The sequence below is a fragment of the Thalassospiraceae bacterium LMO-SO8 genome (assembly GCA_031655335.1).
In the GTDB taxonomy this organism is placed as follows: Bacteria; Pseudomonadota; Alphaproteobacteria; order Rhodospirillales; family Casp-alpha2; genus UBA1479.
Genome location: CP134226.1, coordinates 614,472 through 632,147 on the forward strand (window position 1 = coordinate 614,472; position 17,676 = coordinate 632,147).

Below are 17,676 nucleotides of genomic sequence, written 5' to 3' on the forward strand. Positions count from 1 at the left end.
AGACCGAAGGAAACACCAAGATGAATGAAACCAAATGCACCATCGCCGTGATCCGCGGCGACGGCATCGGCGTCGACGTGACGGACGCGGCCCTGGCCGTGATCGAGGCGGCGCGCGGGCGCACGGGCGGCTTCCAACTCGTCTGTAACGACCTTGTGGCCGGCGCCGGCTACTTCAAGGAAACGGGACAGGACATGGCGCCGGGGCACGAAGATGCCTCGGCCGAGGCCGACGCGATCCTGTTGGGCGCCATCGGCCTGCCCGCCGTGCGCCACGCGGACGGCACGGAAATCTCCCCTCATCTGCGGCTTCGCGAACGGTTTCAGTTGTATGCCGGCGTGCGCCCCGTGAAGGCCTATCCCAACGCGCCCCGGCGCCTGGCCGACCCCCGCGCCGACGCCATCGACCTGATCATCCTCAGGGAATCGACGGAAGGCCTGTTCTATTCCGCCGCCGCCAACAAGCGCGAGACCGTGGCCAACGACAGCGAGGTTCAGGACATCCTGCGCATCACCCGGCAGACCTCGGAAAAGCTGTTCGATTTCGCCTTTCGCTTGGCCGAAAAGCGCAAGGCCAAGGGCGGTAAAGGCATGGTCACCTGCGTCGACAAGGCCAACGTGTTCCGCTCCATGGCCTTCTTCCGCAAGATCTTCGACGAACGCAAGGCCGCCTTTCCGGACATCCCCGCGTCCTACAACTACGTCGACGCCCAGGCGCTCGATCTGATCCGCCGGCCCTGGGATTTCGACGTTCTGGTCATGGAAAACATGTTCGGCGACATCCTGTCGGACCTGGCGGGCGGGTTGGTCGGCGGCATGGGCATGGCGTCCTGCGCCGAGGTCGGCGACGAACACGCCCTGTTCCAGCCGGCCCACGGATCGGCCCCCGACATCATGGGCCAGGACAAGGCCAATCCGCTGGCCGCCATCCTGTCGGCGGCGCTGATGCTGGACTACCTGTCGGACAGGCAGGGCGGCCATGCCGGCCTCGCCGACGCGGCCACGGTGATCGAGGACGCCGTGCAACGGGGGTTCGAGGCGAACCGCCTGCGCCCCATGGAATTCGGCGGCGACATGGGCACGCAGGCCGTCACCCGCGAGGTGATCGACCTGATTTCCGGGGACTAACGCGGGGCTCGAACCGGGCTCAGGCGGCGAGCCCGCCCAGGCTTTCGTCGGCGAGGCGGCGGCAATCGGGAATGTCCACGTGACGTCCCTTGAAATGGGCCAGGCCCTCGTCCTCGATGGCGCGGATAATCCGCGACATGGTTTCCGAGCGCACCCCGATCAGGGACGCGATGTCCTGGCGCGACACGGGCAGTTCCAGATGCACCTCGCATCCGGCGTCGCGGTCGGCATCGCCGCCCAGCGCGACCAGAAGACGCAGGAAGCGCACCCGGCAGGACGCCGTGACGGTTTCCAGAACCTTGGTTTCCGCCTCGGCCATGTCCCTGGCCAGATGGTGGAAGAAGGCCATGACCAACGCCGGATTTTCCGCCGTCATGCGGTGCATCGCGGGCGCCGGGACAAAGCAGATGCGGGTTTCCTTCAAGGCTTCCGCGCCGACGCTGTGGGGCATGCCGGTCAAAAGAGAACGGTAGCCGAAGGTTTCGCCGGGGCGGACCAGACGCAGCAGCACCGATTCACCGTCCGCGTCGACCTTGCGGATGCCGATCAGGCCCGACGACACGCAATACACGCCGGTCGCCGCGTCGCCTTCGTGATAGATGGCTTCACCGGCCAGAAAATTCCGCGGGCGGCGGGCGCAATCCATATCGGTGACGCTCGCCCCCTTCAGGACCGACCATTCGGCAGCCTGACGGTGGGCGCAATTGGCGCACGGCTTTTCCATGATAACTCCCCAAGGTTTGGCATCGGGCCGATGCCGACATTCCGTGGTGGAAGTGTCGCTCATATTCTAATCTCAGCAATTGATCTGGATCAACACTCCGTCCCGGGCGGCGAGATAACCTTGCCGGGTCCACCTGTCAGGTGTGGACGCCTGTTCTGGGGGAACCGGAGAGATGCCCAACAGGGCCCGTACCGCAAACTTCGAAGAAACCGTGCGCCGGTTCATCCTGCGCTACGGCGAGGCCGCCCTGACGGAGGCGAACCGCCGCATGCGCGAACTGGACGCGGAGGGCGACAGCGACGGCGCGGAAACCTGGCGTCAGGTCGCCGCCGCCATCGCCGCGCAAAGCGCCCCCGCGCGGGGCGGGCGCCTGCACTAGGCGGTCAGCGCGCCGCCGTCACCATGATCTCGACCTGAGTGCCCATTTCAAGCTGCGCGCCGACGCAGGCGCGGGCCGGACGGTTGAGATCGCCCAACCATTCCTTCCACACCTCATTCATGGCCGGCTTGCGGCGCAGGTCGTCCAGATAAATCACGGCCGTGAGCAGCTTGGATTTGTCCGTGCCGTAATGGGCCAGGCAGGCGTCGATCTTGGCCAGCACGTCGCGGGTCTGGCCGGCCACGTCCTTCGACGTGTCGCCGCCCGTCAGTCCGCACAGATAGACGGTGGTGTCCGTCGCCGTGCCCTGGCTGAGAATTTCGCCCGAGTTCAAATGTTCGATGGTCATGTGGGATGTCTCCTGCGGTGGTTTGTTTTTATCCCCCATTCTTGGAGCGTGAGACGCCCCGGGGCAATGGAAATTGCCATGAACCCCCTTCCCTTACGTCAACCCGCAGCCCTTGTGCCCCGCCCCCGGGACCGGGATAATCGCGCCCAGGTTCTTGGGAGACATCGGAATGTTCACCACCGGGATGACCTTCGCGCTCGGCAACGAGGTCGAGGCCCTGCGCGACACGGTTTTCCGCTTTGCGCAGGACCGCATCGCGCCGCGCGCCGCCGAGATCGACGAAACCAACGAATTCCCCCGCGACCTGTGGCCGGAGATGGGCAAGCTGGGCCTGCTCGGCATTACGGCGGACGCGGATCACGGCGGGGCCGCCATGGGCTATCTCGCCCATTGCGTGGCGATGGAAGAAATCTCCCGCGCCTCGGCCTCGGTGGCGTTGTCCTACGGCGCCCATTCCAACCTCTGCGTCAACCAGATCAACCGCAACGGCACGCCCGAGCAAAAGGCGCGCTATCTGCCCAAGCTGATCACCGGCGAACATCTGGGGGCGCTGGCCATGAGCGAGCCCGGGGCCGGGTCCGACGTGGTCGGCATGAAGCTGAAGGCCGAGCGGCGCAACGACCGCTACATCCTGAACGGCAACAAGATGTGGATCACCAACGGCCCCCAGGCGGACGTGCTGGTGGTCTACGCCAAGACCCAGCCGGACGCAGGCAGCAAGGGCATCACCGCCTTCCTGGTGGAGAAAGGCATGGTCGGGTTTTCGACCGCGCAGAAGCTCGACAAGCTGGGCATGCGCGGCTCCGACACCTGCGAGTTGGTGTTCGAAGATTGCGAGATCCCGGCGGAAAACGTGCTGGGCGAGGTCGATGCGGGCGTGAAGGTGCTGATGTCGGGGCTTGATTACGAGCGCCTGGTGCTGGCCGCCGGGCCCGTCGGCATCATGCAGGCCTGCCTGGATATCGTCGTGCCCTATGTCCACGACCGAAAACAGTTCGGCCAGGCGATCGGCGAGTTCCAGCTGATGCAGGGCAAGCTGGCCGACATGTACACGGACATGAACGCGTCCCGCGCCTATGTCTATGCCGTGGCCCAGGCCGCCGACCGGGGCCGCACCACGCGCAAGGACGCCGCCGGATGCATCCTGTATGCCGCCGAGAAGGCGACCCAGGTGGCGTTGCAGGCCGTGCAGGCCCTGGGCGGCATGGGATACATCAACGAAAGCCCCACGGGGCGGCTGCTGCGCGACGCCAAGCTGTACGAAATCGGCGCCGGCACGTCGGAAATCCGCCGCATGCTGATCGGCCGCGAACTGTTCCAGGAGACGGCGTAATGCCCAAGTTCGAATCCCAGATCGCCACCAACACCCCGGCGTTCAAGAAGAACAAGGACCGCATGGACGGCTTGGTCGGCGCGCTGAAGGACGCCCGCGCGACCGTCGAAAAAGGCGGCAGCGATCAGGCCCGCGACCGCCACCTTTCGCGCGGCAAACTGCTGCCCCGCGACCGGGTGAAGGGACTGCTCGACCCGGGCAGCCCGTTCCTCGAGGTCGGCCAGCTCGCGGCCTGGAACATGTACGACGGCGGCGTGCCGGGGGCCGGCATGATCGCCGGGATCGGCCGCGTGTCGGGCACGGACTGCATGATCGTGTGCAACGACGCCACGGTGAAGGGTGGAACGTACTACCCCATCACCGTGAAGAAGCACCTCCGGGCCCAGGAAATCGCCATGGAGAACGGCCTGCCCTGTGTCTATCTGGTCGATTCCGGCGGCGCCAACCTGCCCAATCAGGATCAGGTGTTCCCCGACCGCGACCATTTCGGGCGCATCTTCTTCAACCAGGCCAACATGTCGGCGGCCAACATCCCGCAGATCGCCGTGGTCATGGGATCCTGCACGGCGGGCGGCGCTTACGTTCCCGCCATGTGCGACGAAAGCGTCATCGTCAAGGGCCAGGGCACGATCTTCCTGGGCGGCCCGCCGTTGGTGAAGGCCGCGACGGGCGAGGAAGTGACGGCGGAAGACCTGGGCGGCGCCGATGTTCATTGCCGCAAGTCGGGCGTCGCCGATCATTACGCCGAAAACGACGGCCATGCGTTGGAGATCGCCCGCGCCGCCGTGTCGCACCTCAACCGCGCCCCCGCCACCCACGGCGTGACCCTGGCCGCGCCGGAAGACCCGGCCTACGACCCCGAAGACATCAACGGCATCATCCCGGCCGATCCGCGCCTGCCCTACAACGTGCGCGAGGTCATCGCGCGGATCGTCGACGGATCGCGGTTCGACGAATTCAAGCGCCTGTACGGCGAAACCGTGGTCTGCGCCTTCGCGCATATCGACGGCGTGCCCGTGGGCATCGTCGCCAACAACGGCATTCTGTTTTCCGCCTCGGCCCTGAAGGCGACCCATTTCATCGAACTGTGCGACCAGCGGGGCATCCCCCTGGTGTTCCTGCAAAATATTTCCGGCTTCATCGTCGGCCGCCAGTTCGAGGCCGAAGGCATCACCAAGGACGGCGCCAAGATGGTCACCGCCGTGGCCACGGCGCGGGTGCCCAAGGTGACGCTGTTCATCGGCGCAAGCTATGGCGGCGGCAACTACGGCATGTGCGGGCGCGCCTATTCGCCCCGCTTCCTGTGGACCTGGCCCAATTCGCGCATCGCCGTGATGGGCGGCGAACAGGCGGCGGGCGTGTTGGCGACAGTCAAGCGCGACGGTATCGAGCGCGACGGCGGCGACTGGTCGGCGGAGGACGAGAAGGCGTTCAAGGCCCCCATCATCGCCCAGTTCAACGAACAGGCCGATCCCCTCTACGCCACCGCGCGGCTATGGGACGATGGTATTATAACTCCGGCGGAAACCCGCCGGGTGCTGGCCCACTCCCTGAAAATCGCCCTCAACCGCCCGACCCCGCCGGGTGGCTTCGGCATCTTCAGGATGTAGGCAGAGGGATGACCGCCATGGCCGACGCCGTCACCATCTACGAAGTCGGGCCCCGCGACGGCCTGCAAAACGAGAAGCGCCTGATCCCGGCCGCCGACAAGGTACGCCTGATCGACCTTCTGGCCGAGGCCGGCTTCACCAAGATCGAGGCGACCAGTTTCGTGTCGCCCAAATGGGTGCCGCAGATGGCCGACGCCGCCGAGGTCATGGCCGCGATCACCCGCAGGCCCGGGGTGACCTACGCCGCCCTGACCCCCAACATGAAGGGATACGAGGGAGCCCGCGCGGCCAAGGTCGACGAGGTCGCCGTGTTCGCCGCCGCCTCGGAAGCCTTCAGCCAAAAGAACATCAACTGCTCGATCGACGAAAGCCTGGCGCGCTTCCGGCCCCTGACCGAAGCCGCCCGGGCCGACGGCATTCCCGTGCGGGGATACGTATCCTGCGTCACCGACTGCCCCTATTCCGGCGCCGTGCCGCCGGAGGCCGCCGCCCGCGTGACCGAGGCGTTGTTCGCCCTCGGCTGTTATGAGGTCTCCCTCGGTGACAGCATCGGCAAGGCGGCGCCCGAGGCCGTCGCCGCCATGCTGGACGCGGTGCTGAATGTCGCCGACGCCGCCGACCTGGCGGGCCATTTCCACGACACGGGCGGCCGCGCGCTCGACAACATCGCGGTCAGCCTGGACAAGGGGCTGCGCACCTTCGATTCCTCCGTCGGCGGCCTGGGCGGCTGCCCCTACGCGCCGGGGGCCAAGGGCAACGTGGCGACGGGCCGCGTGGTCGATTTCCTGGACCGCGCCGGCCATGCCACCGGCATCGACCGGGCCGGCCTGGCCGCCGCCGAGGCCTTCGTCGCCGGTCTGGCGCTGGGCGAGACAAATCGCGGGTGAAATTCCCCGGCAAACGGATATGCTGGACCTTGGCCGCATCCCGGTATATGCGGTTTATGACATGGTCCGAAACGGACCGCCGACCCGCGCAGAAGAACGCGGGCGCTCTTGATGGATGGCGCTGTTGAACAACCGCCAACTGATCGCGTTGTACGGTGCGACCCTGGCCGCCGTGTTCGGGCTCGCGTACCTATGGGAATTCAGGGTTGCAGGCGATGCCGCCGAGACGCTCGCCCAAGGATCACCGCATGTGCAACGGATCGACCGCTGGGAACACGTCCTGACGGCCACCGCCTTCGCCGCCGTCGCCATGCTCGTGCCGGCCGGGATCATCGGCTGGATTCTCAAGAAACAGAAGGCGGCCGAAGACGCCTACCGCCGCAGCGAAGGCACCTTGCGCGCCTTCATCGACCACGCGCCGGCGCTGGTCGCGCTCAAGCACGCCGACGGCCGCTACCTTTTGATGAACAAGGAATACACCAACCAGTTGGGCCTGGACCCCGCCAAGGCCGAAGGCCTGGACGCCAGCAACGTGTTTCCGACCGGCCTTGCCCAGGAATTCCGGGCTCAGGAACGCCGGGCCATCGAAACCCGCCAGGACGTGACCGAGGAACACGTCATCCCCCACACGGACGGCGACCATGTGCATCTGTGCACCAAGTTTCCCGTCATGGGGGAAGACGGCACGGTCGTCGGCATCGGCACCTTTTCCACGGACATTACGGAGCAGAAGGCCGCAGAACGGCATATCAACGACGCCCTGATGGACGCCGAGCGCGCCAACCGCGCGAAGTCCGAGTTTCTCGCCAACATGAGCCACGAACTGCGCACGCCGCTGAATTCGATCATCGGGTTTTCCCAGGTCATGTCCTTGGGCGAGGGCCTGAGGCTGCCCCCCGGCAAACATGTGGAATACGCCCGCGACATCCAGCGGTCGGCCGAACACCTGTTGCAACTCATCAACGACCTGTTGGACCTGTCCAAGATCGAAGCCGGCCAGATCACCCTGAACGAGGACGAAATCTATCTGCCGGAAACCCTTGAACAGGCCTGCCACATGCTCGAGACCGAGGCCGAAGCCAAGGCCTTGACCCTGACCTGCGCCTGCGAAGCCGGGACCCCAAGACTGTTCGCCGACACCCGCTATGTCATGCAGGTGGTCCTGAACCTGTTGTCGAACGCCGTGAAATTCAACCGTCCGGGCGGACGGGTGGATGTCTCCGCACGGGTCGAGGATGACGGCCGTATCGCCATCGACATCGCCGACACGGGCATCGGTATCGCGGCCGAAGACATTCCCCTGGTTCTGGAGCCTTTCGGACAGGTCGGCACATCGTCGGACCGCAGCCATATCGGCACCGGCCTGGGCCTGTCCGTCTCCAAACAGCTGGTCGAACTGCACGGCGGCAGCCTGACCCTGATCAGCACCCCGGACATCGGCACGACCGTCACCGTCCGTTTACCAGCCAGCCGCGCAATCGGCACATGACCGCCATCCGGTCTCAAAAATCCGCGAGTCCGCCGCGAAGGTTGCAACTCAACCGACAAATGTGGAAGTCTTTGTCTAGGGGGAAATCGAGCCGGACCACCTGATGTTGGAGTATTTCGCACCTATATCTTATTGGGTGGTGACCGTTCTGTGGCTGGTCATCCTCATTCTTTATGTGGTCAAGCTGCGTCAATCCAAGCTGGTGGGCGGCGGCATCGCGGTGTTGCTGGTCATCCTGTCGATCGACGCCTTCCGCACGGTGCTGGAAAACGTCTATTTCGGCGCCTTCCACAATTCGCGATTGGGCCTGCTGCCGGCAAGCTGGGCCGAAGTCCTAGGCGATCCATCGTTATTGCTGTTCCCCAAGGGCGTGAACATCGCCGCCGGCGTGTTGGTTCTGGTTCTGCTGATCCGCCACTGGCTGCCTCGGGAACTGCGCGAAGGCGAGGAACTGCGCCGCAAGGACGCGGTGCTGCGCAGCGTGTTCGACAACGCCGCCGTGGGCATGGTCCTGCACGCGGCCGACGGATCGACCCGCGAACGCGTCAACGACGCCTTCTGCAACCTTGTCGGATACTCGCAGGCCGAACTGCTGAACAACCCCTACGAGGCCCTGACCCACCCCGACGACCTGTTGCACAGCCTGGAACTGCGCCGGCGTCTCGCCGACGGCGAGGTCGAGGTCATCACCATGGAGAAACGCTACCTGCACAAGGACGGGCATGCGGTCTGGGGCAGTGTGTCGTCGTCGGTCATCCGCGGCGACGACGGCGAGGTTCTCAACTATGTCTCGTTCATCCAGGACATCTCGGCGCGCAAGGCCGCCGAACAATCACTGCGCGAGGCGACGGAAAGCGCGATCGAGGCCAACCGCGCGAAATCCCAGTTCCTGGCCACCATGAGCCACGAGTTCCGCACGCCGCTGAACGCGATTCTCGGTTTCAGCCAGCTTCTCGGCAACGAGATCTTCGGGCCGCTCGGCGACAAGCGCTACAAGGGATATGCCGACAACATCCGCGATTCCGGCGAACTGATGCTGGCGCTCGTCAACGACGTGCTGGATATCTCGACCATCGAGGCGGGCAAGCGGTTGCTGATCATGGAACCGATCAATCTGCGTGTCGTGATCGAGGACTGCGTGCGCACCTTCGCCACCATGGCCGAGGACAAGGCCATCACCGTCGAGACCGACATCGCACAGGATATCCCGGCGTTGACCGCCGACCGCCGCGCGGTGGTGCAAATCACCCTCAACCTCCTGTCCAACGCCATCAAGTTCACCGATCCCGGCGGCCGCGTCACCGTGAACGTGACACGGATCGGCGACACTCTGTCACTCATGGTCGAGGACACGGGAGTCGGCATTCCGGAAGGCGCGCTTGCGACGGTCACCGAACCCTTCACCCGCAGCCATTCCAACCCGCACCTGTCACAGACGGGCACCGGGCTGGGCCTGTCCATCGTCAAATCCCTGACCGAGGCCCATGACGGCACATTGACCATCGACAGCACGCCGGGCGAAGGGACCCTGGTCACCGCGCGGTTTCCGCTGCATCCGGGCGGCGGCGATCAGCCGCCGTTGCGCGCCGTTTCGGCCTGAACCGCCCGCCGCGCCCCCTGTCCTTGACGTCCGGGCGTTAACCGTTAGGCTGCTGGGCCAACGAGATCAATCATCCGAATTCCAGTCCCTAAGGGGGAGACCATGGCCAAGATCAACATCCAATTCACCCTGTTCTCGGCGTTCTATTCGCCGCTCATTTCCACCATGTCCGGCGGCTTCCTCAAGGCCGAGGGCCTTGAGCCGAACTGGTCCGTGTCGCCGCCGGGCAAGTCGGCGATCGACGCCCTGCTCGACGGCTCCGCCGATGTGGTGCAATCGGCGCTGTCCCAAGGCTTCACGACGCTCGGCAAGGGCGAGACGCCCAAGGTCAAGCATTTCGCCCAGATCAACGAAATGGACGGCTTCTTCGTCACCGGGCGCGCGGCCGATCCCGATTTCACCTGGAAAAAGCTCGAAGGGGCCGACCTCGTCTGTTTCGGCGGCGGACAGCCGCGCGCCATGTTCATGTACGCCTGTCACAAGGCCGGCATCGATTTTTCCAAGATCAATCTGATCACCCCCGGGGGTGCGGCCGACATCGACAAGGCCTTCCGCGACGGCCTCGGCGACTATGTGCAGCAACAAGGCCCGTTCCCGCAGCAGTTGGAAAAGGACGGCGTCGGCCATGTCGTCGCCCAGGTCGGCCCGCAGATCGGCCCCAACGGCTTCTCCAGCCTGTGCGCCACGCCAGAATGGCTGGCGACGGACATGGCCAAGGCCTTCATGCGCGCCTACAAGAAAACCCGCGTCTACATGAACGAGACCCCGGCCATCGAGATCGCCAAGGCGGAAAGCTCTTATTTCCCCGAGATCGACGAAGACGTTCTGGCCGACTGCATCGCGACCTATCAGAAACTCGGATGCTGGACACCCCATGTCGAAATCACCAAGGAAGCCTACGCGGTGACCCAGGACGTGTTCGAACACTTCGGCACCCTGAAGGAACGCTATCCCTACGAGGCGGTGTGCTGCCTGCCGCCCGAGACCGATTGAGGATAGCCGCCGAACCACGCAACCAGGGCCGGGAGACGACGCCATGCCGGAAACATTCCACCTGATCAGCGCCGTCACCTGCCCCTGGGTGCAGCGGGCCGTCATCATGCTGCGCGCCAAGGGCGTGGATTTCGACGTCACCTACGTGAACCTGCGCGACAAGCCGGACTGGTTCCTGGAGCTCTCGCCTCACGGTAAGGTGCCGGTGCTGAAGGTCGACGGCGAGGTTCTGTTCGAATCCAACGCCATCGCCGAATACCTGGACGAGGTGTTCGAACCCCGCCTGCACCCGGCAGACCCCGTCAAGCGGGCCAAGAACCGGGCCTGGACCGACTTCCTGCCGACCTTCGCCTGGGGCCCCGGGCTGAACAACCTGTCCTATTGCGAGTCCAAGGACGCCCTGGCCGGGGCGCTGGAAACAGCGCGCCAGCGGGTCGCCCGCCTGGAAGCCGCCATCGCCAAGGAACGCGGCAACGACGGCCCCTATTTCAACGGTCCCGACATGTGCCTGGTCGACGCCGCCTACGCCCCCTTCTTCCAGCGTTTCATGCTGTGCGAGGAACACCTGAAGACCGGGCTGCTGGACGATTTCCCCCTGGTCGCCGCTTGGGTCGATGCATTGCTCGCGACCGACGCCGTGACCGGGTCGGTTCCGCCGGAGTTTCCCCAAGCCTTCGACGAAAACCTGGAACGCCGGGGGGCGTTGGCCTGGGGGTTGAAGACAGAGGCCCGGGCGGCGGAGTAAGCGGCCGCCTTTTAGGGCCGCAGGCAGGTGTTCATCTGCCGCGTCATCGGCGGATTGCATTCCCAATCGTTGCCGGTACGGTCGAGGTGCGCGTTTTGCGGCACCTGGACTTCGGCGCAGGCGCCGTTCTCAAGGCGGTATCCGCGCTCGCACTTCCAGCCTTCGCCGTAGGACGTATCGACGAAATAGGCGTTGTTCGGAACCTTGACGGCGACACAGACGCCGTCGGACTCGCGGTATCCCCGCTCACACTCCCATCCGGCACCGTGGCTGACGTTGGTCAGGTAGCCGTTCTTGGGCACCTTGATCTCGACACAAGCTTCGCCGTCGCGGCGGTAGGTCCGCGCGCACTCCCAGGTGTCGCCATAGGCGCTGAGGAAGGCATGGGGCGGAATCACGACCGCGACGCAGGTTTCGCCCTTTTCCCTATAACCGCGCAGGCATTCCCAACCCCGGCCGTAGGACACGTTGGTCATGAAGGCGTTGTCCGGCACCGATACGGCAGCGCAGGCGCCGTCGATCTTGCGGAAGCCCTCGTCGCATTCCCAACCCCGGCCCAGGCCGTCGCCGTGGGCGTTGGCCGGAAGAGGGGCGGCAACCGTCTGAGCCGACAATGGCGCAGGGGCGGCAAACCAGGCCGCGAGAACGATCAAGACAAGGGCACAGGACCGCAGGGCGGGCATAACAGGCAACATTTTCGGGTCGCTTTCGTTTTTGGCCGGATCGGGTCCGGCGGGTTTATTTAGACCGGGTTGTCTTTCGGTTCCGTCAGGGGCATCAGGATATCGGCGTACCAGGCGCAGTTGAGGCCCAGGGCTTCGTCCAGCTTAAGATCGCGCGTGCCGATGTCGAGCCGGGCCGAATGAACGCCCAGCAATTTCCAGGGCAGAACGCCCAGGTCGCCGTCGCCGACCCGCATGACCACCGGCGCACCGCTGGTCCCGCGATGGGTGCGGGCGTCGGTCAGGAAATAGCCCTCGCCCTGAAAGCGCAGCCCGTAGGACGACGCAACGACCGCCTGACGAACCACGGGCAGATGGTGCAGCGTATCGTGAAAGCCCAAGGGAAAGCCCACCACCAGCAGGGAACTGCCGATTTCCACGTGCTCGTCCGAGCCGACCAGATGATCCGGGGTAAAGGCCTGAATGACCGCCGTCTTGGGCAGCGCCGCGCGGTCGACCTCGATCACGGCGATGTCGACGACCCCTTTGCCGTCGGCCCCGTCGCGCCAAATGCTTTTGCCGTCCTGGTACAACAGCATCGACAGGCCGGTGGATTCGGCCAGGTTGCCCGCGTTGGTGTGAATTTCGATTTCGATGCGGTTGGGGAAGTGCTCACTCGGCGCGTCGTGCACGACATGACGGCTGGTCACCAGGAACAGCCGGTCGTCGCGGGCGAAGAAAAAACCGCTCGCGTTGGTCAGATGGCGGTCATGCTCGAAGGTGAACAGACGGGGGGACGTGAACAGCAGGGGGTCGATCATCGTCCGGCATCTCCCGCCGCACCTTGCGCTCCCATTCCCGGGAAAATGTTGCACCAACTCAAAACTGCGCCTCCGTCAGGACAAAAATGTCGGACCGTTCGCGGTTTCCTTTATACGCCTTCCGCGCGGCGTCATGAATGCGCTCGATCATGGTGTCAAAAGCCTTAAGAAGGCCGGCCTCGCCATCCCCGCAATCGGGGCAGAGCCTGGCCAGCAGGCCGCTGTCCACGAAAAAGGTGATTTCCAGGGCGCTGTCATAGCCCCAGAACCGCACTCGGTTGCGCTTTGCCTCGAAACTGCGGCTGACGTTGGGAAAATTCAGACTCATCCGTGGCCGTCCCCGCCTAGCCTTCGCGCGCGGCGCGCTGCGCCTGGGCCACGGCACCTTCAAGATTGGTGTAGCGGTATTTGCCGATGCAATAGTACTCGATCGTCATTTTCGTGATCCCGTGCGCCGCCATTTCCTCAACCTCGGAAATGAACTCGGCTTTCTTCGGCTTCTTCCTGTCCACATTCTTCATGATGACTCCTCAAAATTTGACGCGTGATCCACGGCCCGACCGACCGGATGATCCGGGGTCAGCGCTTTGCACCGGCCCGAAAGATGCGATCGCCGCGGATCAGGTTCTTCAGTTCCGAAGACAACTGAAACAAAGACTTTTCCGCCGGCGCCGCCGGTGTTGCCGGCACGGCTGCGGCCGCATCGTCCGGATGGCGCAAATGATCTTCCAGTGAAGCGTCCCGCGCCGTGCGGTCCCGAGTGTCCTGATCGGTGATCATCAGCGGCCCTCCGCAGGCATGGGTCCCGTTTGAGGCGGCCCCTGATCACGGACCAAGGCCGCATCAAGGTCGTTGGGATCAATCGTCAGGGCGCGGGCGTTTCGCGCGGCGTTGATCCCGCGATGCAGGTAGATAACGCTGCGCACCCGGTGAAACACCGGGAACGACAGGGATTGCAGGAGCTCTTCATCCGTTTCGACCCTGTAATCGCCCGCCGGCAACACTTCGTCAAAGCCGTCCAGAACGAACGGGCGCGCGAATGTCACCGTCTTTTCGGTTGTGCGTATTGTCACTGTCGGCCTCCAGGCGGGCATCTCGTTGCCCGCCATCCATCTTTCCGCAATACCGGCGGAAAACGGCCTATTTCTCCTTGCCCTCCGCGGGCAGGGTCACTTGCTGGCCGGTATGTCCGCAGCAGGCTTGGCGGCGGGCTTGGTCGCGGCGTCGGTGGCTTTATCGGCGGCGTCGGTGGGTTTTGCAGGCTTATTGCCCGTTGAAAAATCCTTGAAGGACATTGTTTAATTCCTTTGATAAGCGGAAATATATCCGTTTTAATCATATGGTATTTGATAATCTAATTTTCAATACACATATGACTTTTATTTTATAATTTTCAGACAATAACTTTATGAACATTTTATATTTTCTGCCGACGGGCCACAGACAGCCACCATATCCCCCTGCTCTTGAGGTTGCGGCGGCGGCGTGAATCCGCGACAGTCGCGTCATGCAATCCGTCCTCTCCCTTCTCGATCTGCTCGGCGTCTGCGTGTTCGCGGCGTCCGGCGCGCTGGTCGCCAGCCGCAAGGAAATGGACCTTGTCGGCTTCGGCCTGATGGCCTGCCTGACCGGCGTCGGCGGCGGCACCCTGCGTGACCTGCTGCTGGGCCGCGCCGTGTTCTGGATCGCCGATCCCAAGCCCATCGTCATCTGTCTGACCGTCGCAACGCTGCTGTTCTTCACCGCCCATGTGATCCAGCGCCGCCATGCCCTGCTGCTCTGGGCCGACGGCCTGGGCATCGCGCTCTACGGCGTCATGGGGGCCGAACTGGCGCTTCAGACCGGAGCCAGCCCACTTATCGCCATCATCATGGGCATGATGACGGCGACCTTCGGCGGGCTGATCCGCGACGTGGTCTGCCACGAAACGCCGCTGATCCTGCGCAAGGAGGTCTACGCCACCTGCGCGGCGCTGGCGGCCACGGTCTATGTCGTGCTCGTTGGCCTCGACGTGCCCAAGGAAGCCGCCGTCGCCATGGGCTTCACGGCCGGCTTCGCGCTGCGCGCCCTGGGCATCGCCCGGGGCCTGTCTCTGCCCGTCTATCGGCCACGGCCGGGGCGGGAGTATTAACAGCGGACCGGCGCCCCTACAGCACGGATTTCAACTGTTGTTCGAAGGCGCGGGTGCTTTCCCGGCGGATGATGTCCAGGGACCGGCGCTTTATGTCCACGTAGCGCGGGTCGACGGCGATCTCGGGCGTGCGCGGACGGTCGATGTCGACGGCGATTTCCTGAACGAACCGCCCCGGCCCGGCGCTCATGACCAGGATGCGGTCGGCCAGGAAGATCGCCTCGTCGATGTCATGGGTGACGAACACCACCGTGGTCCCGACCTGATGCCAGATCTGCAGCAGGCTTTCCTGCATCATCGCCCGGGTCTGCGCGTCCAGCGCGCCGAAGGGTTCGTCCATCAACAGGATGCTCGGCGTGTTGGCCAGGGCGCGGGCGATGGCCACGCGCTGCTGCATGCCGCCGGACAGGGTCTGCGGGCGCTTGTCGCCGAACGCGGCAAGCCCGACCATCTCCAACAGCCCGTCGGCGATCCGCCGCGCCTCGTCGTTGTCCCGCCCGGCCATGCGCGGGCCGTAGGCGACGTTTTCGCGCACCGACTTCCAGGGAAACAGGGCCGGCTGCTGAAACACCATGCCGCGCTGGGCGCCCGGGCCGGTGACCACGGCGCCGTCGACCCGGACCGCGCCGCTGGTCGCGTGCTCCAGCCCCGCGATGGCGTTCAACAACGTCGATTTCCCGCATCCCGACGGCCCCACGATGCAGACGAACTCGCCCGCCGCGATTTCCGTGCTGACCCGGTCGACGGCCAGGAACGCATTGTCGCCCTCGCCGAACAGGATCGAGACATTGTCGACCGAGATGGCCGCGCCGCTCGCCGGAGTCTCAGCGGCCGGGGCCGGCGTGTTCCGCGTTGCGTCTTTCATCATGACCACCAGACGGCCTTTTCCGCGAACACGGCGAACAGCTTGTCGGCAGCGGCCGAGATCACGCCGAGCATGACCAGGCCGCCCATCATCTGACCCATCTGCAGGTTCTGCTGGGCGATGTCGATGCGGTAGGCCAGGCCCGCGAAGGTCCCGGCCAGTTCGGCCGCGACCAGGGTGTAGAAGGAAATGCTGACCGAGGTGCGCAGCCCGACGAAGATATACGGCAGCGCCCCCGGCAGCAGAATTTCGCGCAGCATGCGTTTCTCCGGCGTGCCCAGCACACGGGCCGCGCGGATCAGTTTTTCGTCAACCCGCTGCACGCCCAGGTGGGCGGCGATCCACACGGTGAAGAACACGCCCCAGACGACCAGGAAGTACTTGCCGGTTTCGCCCAGCCCGAACCACAGGATCACGATGGGCACGAAGGCGATCGGCGGGATCGGGCGAAGCAGTTGGAACACGGGGCTGAGCAGACTGGAAAGCAGCCGGTAGCGGCCGGTCAGGATGCCGACCAGGGCGCCCAGAACGGCGCCGACGAAGAAGCCGACGACGACGCGCGACGCGCTCATCCCGAAATCGATCAGAAGCTGGCCGCTTTCGAGCCAGTCCAGCAGGGCGCCGAGCACCGTCGACGGCGGTGGAAACAGGATCACGTTGACGACGCCGGAGCGCGACACGATCTCCCACAAACCGAAGAACAGCGGCAGCGAGGCGGCGAGGACGAGGCGGTTGACCGCCTCGCCCTGCCAGAACCTTGCGGCCCGCTTGCTTGCCGGGCCGTCTGCCGCGGCGATATTTTCGACGGGTCCCGGCATCTTAGGGGATCGTCACCCGGTCGGGGGCGACGGCCTTCAGCGGGCCGGGCACGATGACCGTGGAGAAATCGGGCATGGTGGCACCCGGCGGGTGGTTGCCGGATTCGAGCCGCCAGGCGGCATGAGCGGTCAGCACGTCCAACTGCTTCTGGTCGAGGACGACGTTATAGACGTAGTCCTTCCAGATGGCGGCCAGGGCGTCGGCCTTCATGCCCGCGACCTTGGCGACCGTCGCGATGGCTTCTTCCGGGTTCGCCTTCATCCAGGCCTCGGCCTCGAGCAGCGCCTTGAGGAAGGCGGAAATCAGCTCGGGGTTGTCCTTCAGGTAGGATTTCATCACGACGATGTTGAAGGTTTCCGCGTAGATGCCCTTGGTATCCAGTTCGGCGACCTTCGCCCCCATGGCCTTGACGCCGTTGCTGACGTGCGGCTCCCAGGTGTTGTAGGCGTCGATGTCCCCGGCCGACAACGCCGGCAGCATGTCCTGCGGGCGCAGGTTGGTCAGCTTCACATCCGATTTGCTGAGCCCCGCCTTCTTGAGCAGCGCGACCGTATAGACCTCGCTGCCGGTGCCGGCGGTGAAGGCGATCTTCTTGCCCTTGAGGTCGGCCAGGCTTTTGATGCCCGAAGCGGCCGCGGTCAGGGTCTTGAGGTCGGAATATTCCATGCGGGCGAGAAACGCGATGGGCTGCTTCGACATGGCGGCGGCGGTGGTCGGCGCCTCGGCCGTGGTCGCGATGTCGGCGGCGCCGCCGAGCACGGCGTTCAGGCACTGCTTGCCCGAGGTGAAGCCGCTGACGGAAATATCCAGGCCGTGCTTTTCGAAGAACCCCTTGTCCTTGGCGACGATCGTGACGCCGGAAATCGGCGACATGTTCTGCGCCAGGGTCGCCTTGAACTTCGCGGCCTCCGCGGGCCCGGCGAAAAGCACCGCCGCAAGCGCCGCCGCCAGTCCGCCGGCCTTCAATCTGGAAATCATGGGCATCTGCTGTCTCCTTCCTGCCTTCGCGTCGGCGAAGGTGCGTGAACCAGGGCGGTGTTTCCCCCGAACGGACCTTGAGCGGGATCGTTGCCCCGCCGGCCCGGTTGTTATGCCGCCCATGAGACGGGAAAGCCCGGCGGCGGATAAGCAAATATTTGCCT

Annotated in this window: 22 protein-coding genes; 10 read left to right on the plus strand and 12 right to left on the minus strand. The window is 64.8% G+C overall.

The features are described from left to right. Positions 1–20 precede the first annotated feature (20 nt). Complete coding sequence (locus RJ527_02940) at positions 21–1,127, plus strand: isocitrate/isopropylmalate family dehydrogenase (protein WND76705.1); 1,107 nt, start codon at positions 21–23, stop codon at positions 1,125–1,127. Positions 1,128–1,146: 19 nt separating this feature from the next. Here RJ527_02940 and RJ527_02945 read toward each other — a convergent pair whose 3' ends face one another. Then, the gene (locus RJ527_02945) at positions 1,147–1,851 is read right to left on the minus strand and encodes a Crp/Fnr family transcriptional regulator (GenBank protein ID WND76706.1); all 705 of its coding nucleotides are present in this window, start codon (positions 1,849–1,851) and stop codon (positions 1,147–1,149) included. A 172-nt stretch (positions 1,852–2,023) separates the two neighbouring features. On the opposite strand from RJ527_02945, the gene RJ527_02950 reads away from it, so the two are divergent. Beyond that, on the plus strand, positions 2,024–2,230 hold the full coding sequence (locus RJ527_02950) for a hypothetical protein (protein WND76707.1): 207 nt from the start codon (positions 2,024–2,026) through the stop codon (positions 2,228–2,230). Positions 2,231–2,234: 4 nt separating this feature from the next. On the opposite strand, the gene RJ527_02955 is transcribed toward RJ527_02950, so the two are convergent. Further along, positions 2,235–2,579 (minus strand): RidA family protein, encoded by a 345-nt coding sequence (locus tag RJ527_02955; protein WND76708.1) that lies wholly within the window; start codon positions 2,577–2,579, stop codon positions 2,235–2,237. Between the two features lie 169 nt (positions 2,580–2,748). Between RJ527_02955 and RJ527_02960 the strand changes: the two genes are divergently transcribed. From RJ527_02960 to RJ527_02990, 7 genes are all read left to right on the plus strand, one after another. After that, positions 2,749–3,912: an isovaleryl-CoA dehydrogenase gene (locus tag RJ527_02960; protein ID WND76709.1), complete on the plus strand. Its 1,164-nt coding sequence runs from the start codon at positions 2,749–2,751 to the stop codon at positions 3,910–3,912. Then, complete coding sequence (locus tag RJ527_02965) at positions 3,912–5,522, plus strand: carboxyl transferase domain-containing protein (protein WND76710.1); 1,611 nt, start codon at positions 3,912–3,914, stop codon at positions 5,520–5,522. The genes RJ527_02960 and RJ527_02965 overlap by 1 nt, the downstream gene beginning before the upstream one ends. Before the next feature lie 8 nt (positions 5,523–5,530). Beyond that, entirely contained in the window at positions 5,531–6,409 is an 879-nt protein-coding gene (locus RJ527_02970; GenBank protein ID WND76711.1) for a hydroxymethylglutaryl-CoA lyase, read from the plus strand. 115 nt (positions 6,410–6,524) lie between these two features. Then, positions 6,525–7,898: a PAS domain-containing sensor histidine kinase gene (locus tag RJ527_02975; GenBank protein ID WND76712.1), complete on the plus strand. Its 1,374-nt coding sequence runs from the start codon at positions 6,525–6,527 to the stop codon at positions 7,896–7,898. A gap of 103 nt (positions 7,899–8,001) precedes the next feature. Next, positions 8,002–9,498, plus strand: a complete 1,497-nt coding sequence (locus tag RJ527_02980; GenBank protein ID WND76713.1) for a PAS domain S-box protein — start codon at positions 8,002–8,004, stop codon at positions 9,496–9,498. A 102-nt stretch (positions 9,499–9,600) separates the two neighbouring features. Continuing rightward, a complete protein-coding gene (locus RJ527_02985; GenBank protein ID WND76714.1) occupies positions 9,601–10,491 on the plus strand; it encodes an ABC transporter substrate-binding protein in 891 nt (296 codons plus the stop codon). Positions 10,492–10,534: 43 nt separating this feature from the next. After that, positions 10,535–11,236: a glutathione S-transferase family protein gene (locus tag RJ527_02990; GenBank protein ID WND76715.1), complete on the plus strand. Its 702-nt coding sequence runs from the start codon at positions 10,535–10,537 to the stop codon at positions 11,234–11,236. An 11-nt stretch (positions 11,237–11,247) separates the two neighbouring features. Here the strand turns inward: RJ527_02990 and RJ527_02995 are convergent, their stop codons facing one another. From RJ527_02995 to RJ527_03025, 7 genes are read right to left on the minus strand one after another with little or no spacing between them, the layout of a single operon-like run. Next, the gene (locus tag RJ527_02995; GenBank protein WND76716.1) at positions 11,248–11,931 is read right to left on the minus strand and encodes a hypothetical protein; all 684 of its coding nucleotides are present in this window, start codon (positions 11,929–11,931) and stop codon (positions 11,248–11,250) included. 47 nt (positions 11,932–11,978) lie between these two features. Beyond that, a complete protein-coding gene (locus RJ527_03000) occupies positions 11,979–12,719 on the minus strand; it encodes a serine protease (GenBank protein WND76717.1) in 741 nt (246 codons plus the stop codon). Between the two features lie 58 nt (positions 12,720–12,777). Further along, positions 12,778–13,047 carry a DUF1488 domain-containing protein gene (locus tag RJ527_03005; GenBank protein WND76718.1) on the minus strand — a complete coding sequence of 90 codons (270 nt, stop codon included), beginning with the start codon at positions 13,045–13,047 and terminating at the stop codon, positions 12,778–12,780. Positions 13,048–13,063: 16 nt separating this feature from the next. Beyond that, the gene (locus RJ527_03010; GenBank protein ID WND76719.1) at positions 13,064–13,240 is read right to left on the minus strand and encodes a hypothetical protein; all 177 of its coding nucleotides are present in this window, start codon (positions 13,238–13,240) and stop codon (positions 13,064–13,066) included. Positions 13,241–13,298: 58 nt separating this feature from the next. Next, positions 13,299–13,499 carry a hypothetical protein gene (locus tag RJ527_03015; GenBank protein ID WND76720.1) on the minus strand — a complete coding sequence of 67 codons (201 nt, stop codon included), beginning with the start codon at positions 13,497–13,499 and terminating at the stop codon, positions 13,299–13,301. After that, on the minus strand, positions 13,499–13,828 hold the full coding sequence (locus tag RJ527_03020) for a hypothetical protein (GenBank protein WND76721.1): 330 nt from the start codon (positions 13,826–13,828) through the stop codon (positions 13,499–13,501). Before RJ527_03020 ends, RJ527_03015 begins: the two co-directional genes overlap by 1 nt. Before the next feature lie 60 nt (positions 13,829–13,888). Continuing rightward, positions 13,889–14,014, minus strand: coding sequence for a hypothetical protein (locus RJ527_03025; GenBank protein ID WND76722.1), 126 nt, complete (start codon positions 14,012–14,014; stop codon positions 13,889–13,891). A gap of 212 nt (positions 14,015–14,226) precedes the next feature. Here RJ527_03025 and RJ527_03030 point away from each other — a divergent pair, with 212 nt between their 5' ends. Then, a complete protein-coding gene (locus RJ527_03030) occupies positions 14,227–14,850 on the plus strand; it encodes a trimeric intracellular cation channel family protein (protein WND76723.1) in 624 nt (207 codons plus the stop codon). 16 nt (positions 14,851–14,866) lie between these two features. Here RJ527_03030 and RJ527_03035 read toward each other — a convergent pair whose 3' ends face one another. Genes RJ527_03035 through RJ527_03045 form a run of 3 tightly spaced genes read right to left on the minus strand, consistent with a single transcriptional unit; the run spans position 14,867 to position 17,518 of the window. Next, the gene (locus RJ527_03035) at positions 14,867–15,718 is read right to left on the minus strand and encodes an ABC transporter ATP-binding protein (protein ID WND76724.1); all 852 of its coding nucleotides are present in this window, start codon (positions 15,716–15,718) and stop codon (positions 14,867–14,869) included. Then, complete coding sequence (locus tag RJ527_03040) at positions 15,715–16,533, minus strand: ABC transporter permease (protein WND76725.1); 819 nt, start codon at positions 16,531–16,533, stop codon at positions 15,715–15,717. The genes RJ527_03035 and RJ527_03040 overlap by 4 nt, the downstream gene beginning before the upstream one ends. A gap of 1 nt (position 16,534) precedes the next feature. Beyond that, positions 16,535–17,518, minus strand: coding sequence for an NrtA/SsuA/CpmA family ABC transporter substrate-binding protein (locus tag RJ527_03045; GenBank protein WND76726.1), 984 nt, complete (start codon positions 17,516–17,518; stop codon positions 16,535–16,537). Between the last annotated feature and the right edge of the window lie 158 nt (positions 17,519–17,676).

Excerpts from the sequence above, each read along its gene's own strand:
- RJ527_02985 (WND76714.1), top strand. The coding sequence starts at position 9,601 with ATGGCCAAGATCAACATCCAATTCACCCTGTTCTCGGCGTTCTATTCG.
- RJ527_02980 (WND76713.1), top strand. The coding sequence starts at position 8,002 with ATGTTGGAGTATTTCGCACCTATATCTTATTGGGTGGTGACCGTTCTG.
- RJ527_02965 (WND76710.1), top strand. The coding sequence starts at position 3,912 with ATGCCCAAGTTCGAATCCCAGATCGCCACCAACACCCCGGCGTTCAAG.
- RJ527_03040 (WND76725.1), bottom strand. The coding sequence starts at position 16,533 with ATGCCGGGACCCGTCGAAAATATCGCCGCGGCAGACGGCCCGGCAAGC.
- RJ527_02975 (WND76712.1), top strand. The coding sequence starts at position 6,525 with ATGGCGCTGTTGAACAACCGCCAACTGATCGCGTTGTACGGTGCGACC.
- RJ527_03045 (WND76726.1), bottom strand. The coding sequence starts at position 17,518 with ATGCCCATGATTTCCAGATTGAAGGCCGGCGGACTGGCGGCGGCGCTT.
- RJ527_02955 (WND76708.1), bottom strand. The coding sequence starts at position 2,579 with ATGACCATCGAACATTTGAACTCGGGCGAAATTCTCAGCCAGGGCACG.
- RJ527_03010 (WND76719.1), bottom strand. The coding sequence starts at position 13,240 with ATGAAGAATGTGGACAGGAAGAAGCCGAAGAAAGCCGAGTTCATTTCC.
- RJ527_03035 (WND76724.1), bottom strand. The coding sequence starts at position 15,718 with ATGATGAAAGACGCAACGCGGAACACGCCGGCCCCGGCCGCTGAGACT.
- RJ527_02995 (WND76716.1), bottom strand. The coding sequence starts at position 11,931 with ATGTTGCCTGTTATGCCCGCCCTGCGGTCCTGTGCCCTTGTCTTGATC.
- RJ527_03000 (WND76717.1), bottom strand. The coding sequence starts at position 12,719 with ATGATCGACCCCCTGCTGTTCACGTCCCCCCGTCTGTTCACCTTCGAG.
- RJ527_02950 (WND76707.1), top strand. The coding sequence starts at position 2,024 with ATGCCCAACAGGGCCCGTACCGCAAACTTCGAAGAAACCGTGCGCCGG.
- RJ527_02960 (WND76709.1), top strand. The coding sequence starts at position 2,749 with ATGTTCACCACCGGGATGACCTTCGCGCTCGGCAACGAGGTCGAGGCC.
- RJ527_03025 (WND76722.1), bottom strand. The coding sequence starts at position 14,014 with ATGTCCTTCAAGGATTTTTCAACGGGCAATAAGCCTGCAAAACCCACC.
- RJ527_02970 (WND76711.1), top strand. The coding sequence starts at position 5,531 with ATGACCGCCATGGCCGACGCCGTCACCATCTACGAAGTCGGGCCCCGC.
- RJ527_02990 (WND76715.1), top strand. The coding sequence starts at position 10,535 with ATGCCGGAAACATTCCACCTGATCAGCGCCGTCACCTGCCCCTGGGTG.
- RJ527_03020 (WND76721.1), bottom strand. The coding sequence starts at position 13,828 with ATGGCGGGCAACGAGATGCCCGCCTGGAGGCCGACAGTGACAATACGC.
- RJ527_03005 (WND76718.1), bottom strand. The coding sequence starts at position 13,047 with ATGAGTCTGAATTTTCCCAACGTCAGCCGCAGTTTCGAGGCAAAGCGC.
- RJ527_02945 (WND76706.1), bottom strand. The coding sequence starts at position 1,851 with ATGGAAAAGCCGTGCGCCAATTGCGCCCACCGTCAGGCTGCCGAATGG.
- RJ527_03030 (WND76723.1), top strand. The coding sequence starts at position 14,227 with ATGCAATCCGTCCTCTCCCTTCTCGATCTGCTCGGCGTCTGCGTGTTC.
- RJ527_03015 (WND76720.1), bottom strand. The coding sequence starts at position 13,499 with ATGATCACCGATCAGGACACTCGGGACCGCACGGCGCGGGACGCTTCA.
- RJ527_02940 (WND76705.1), top strand. The coding sequence starts at position 21 with ATGAATGAAACCAAATGCACCATCGCCGTGATCCGCGGCGACGGCATC.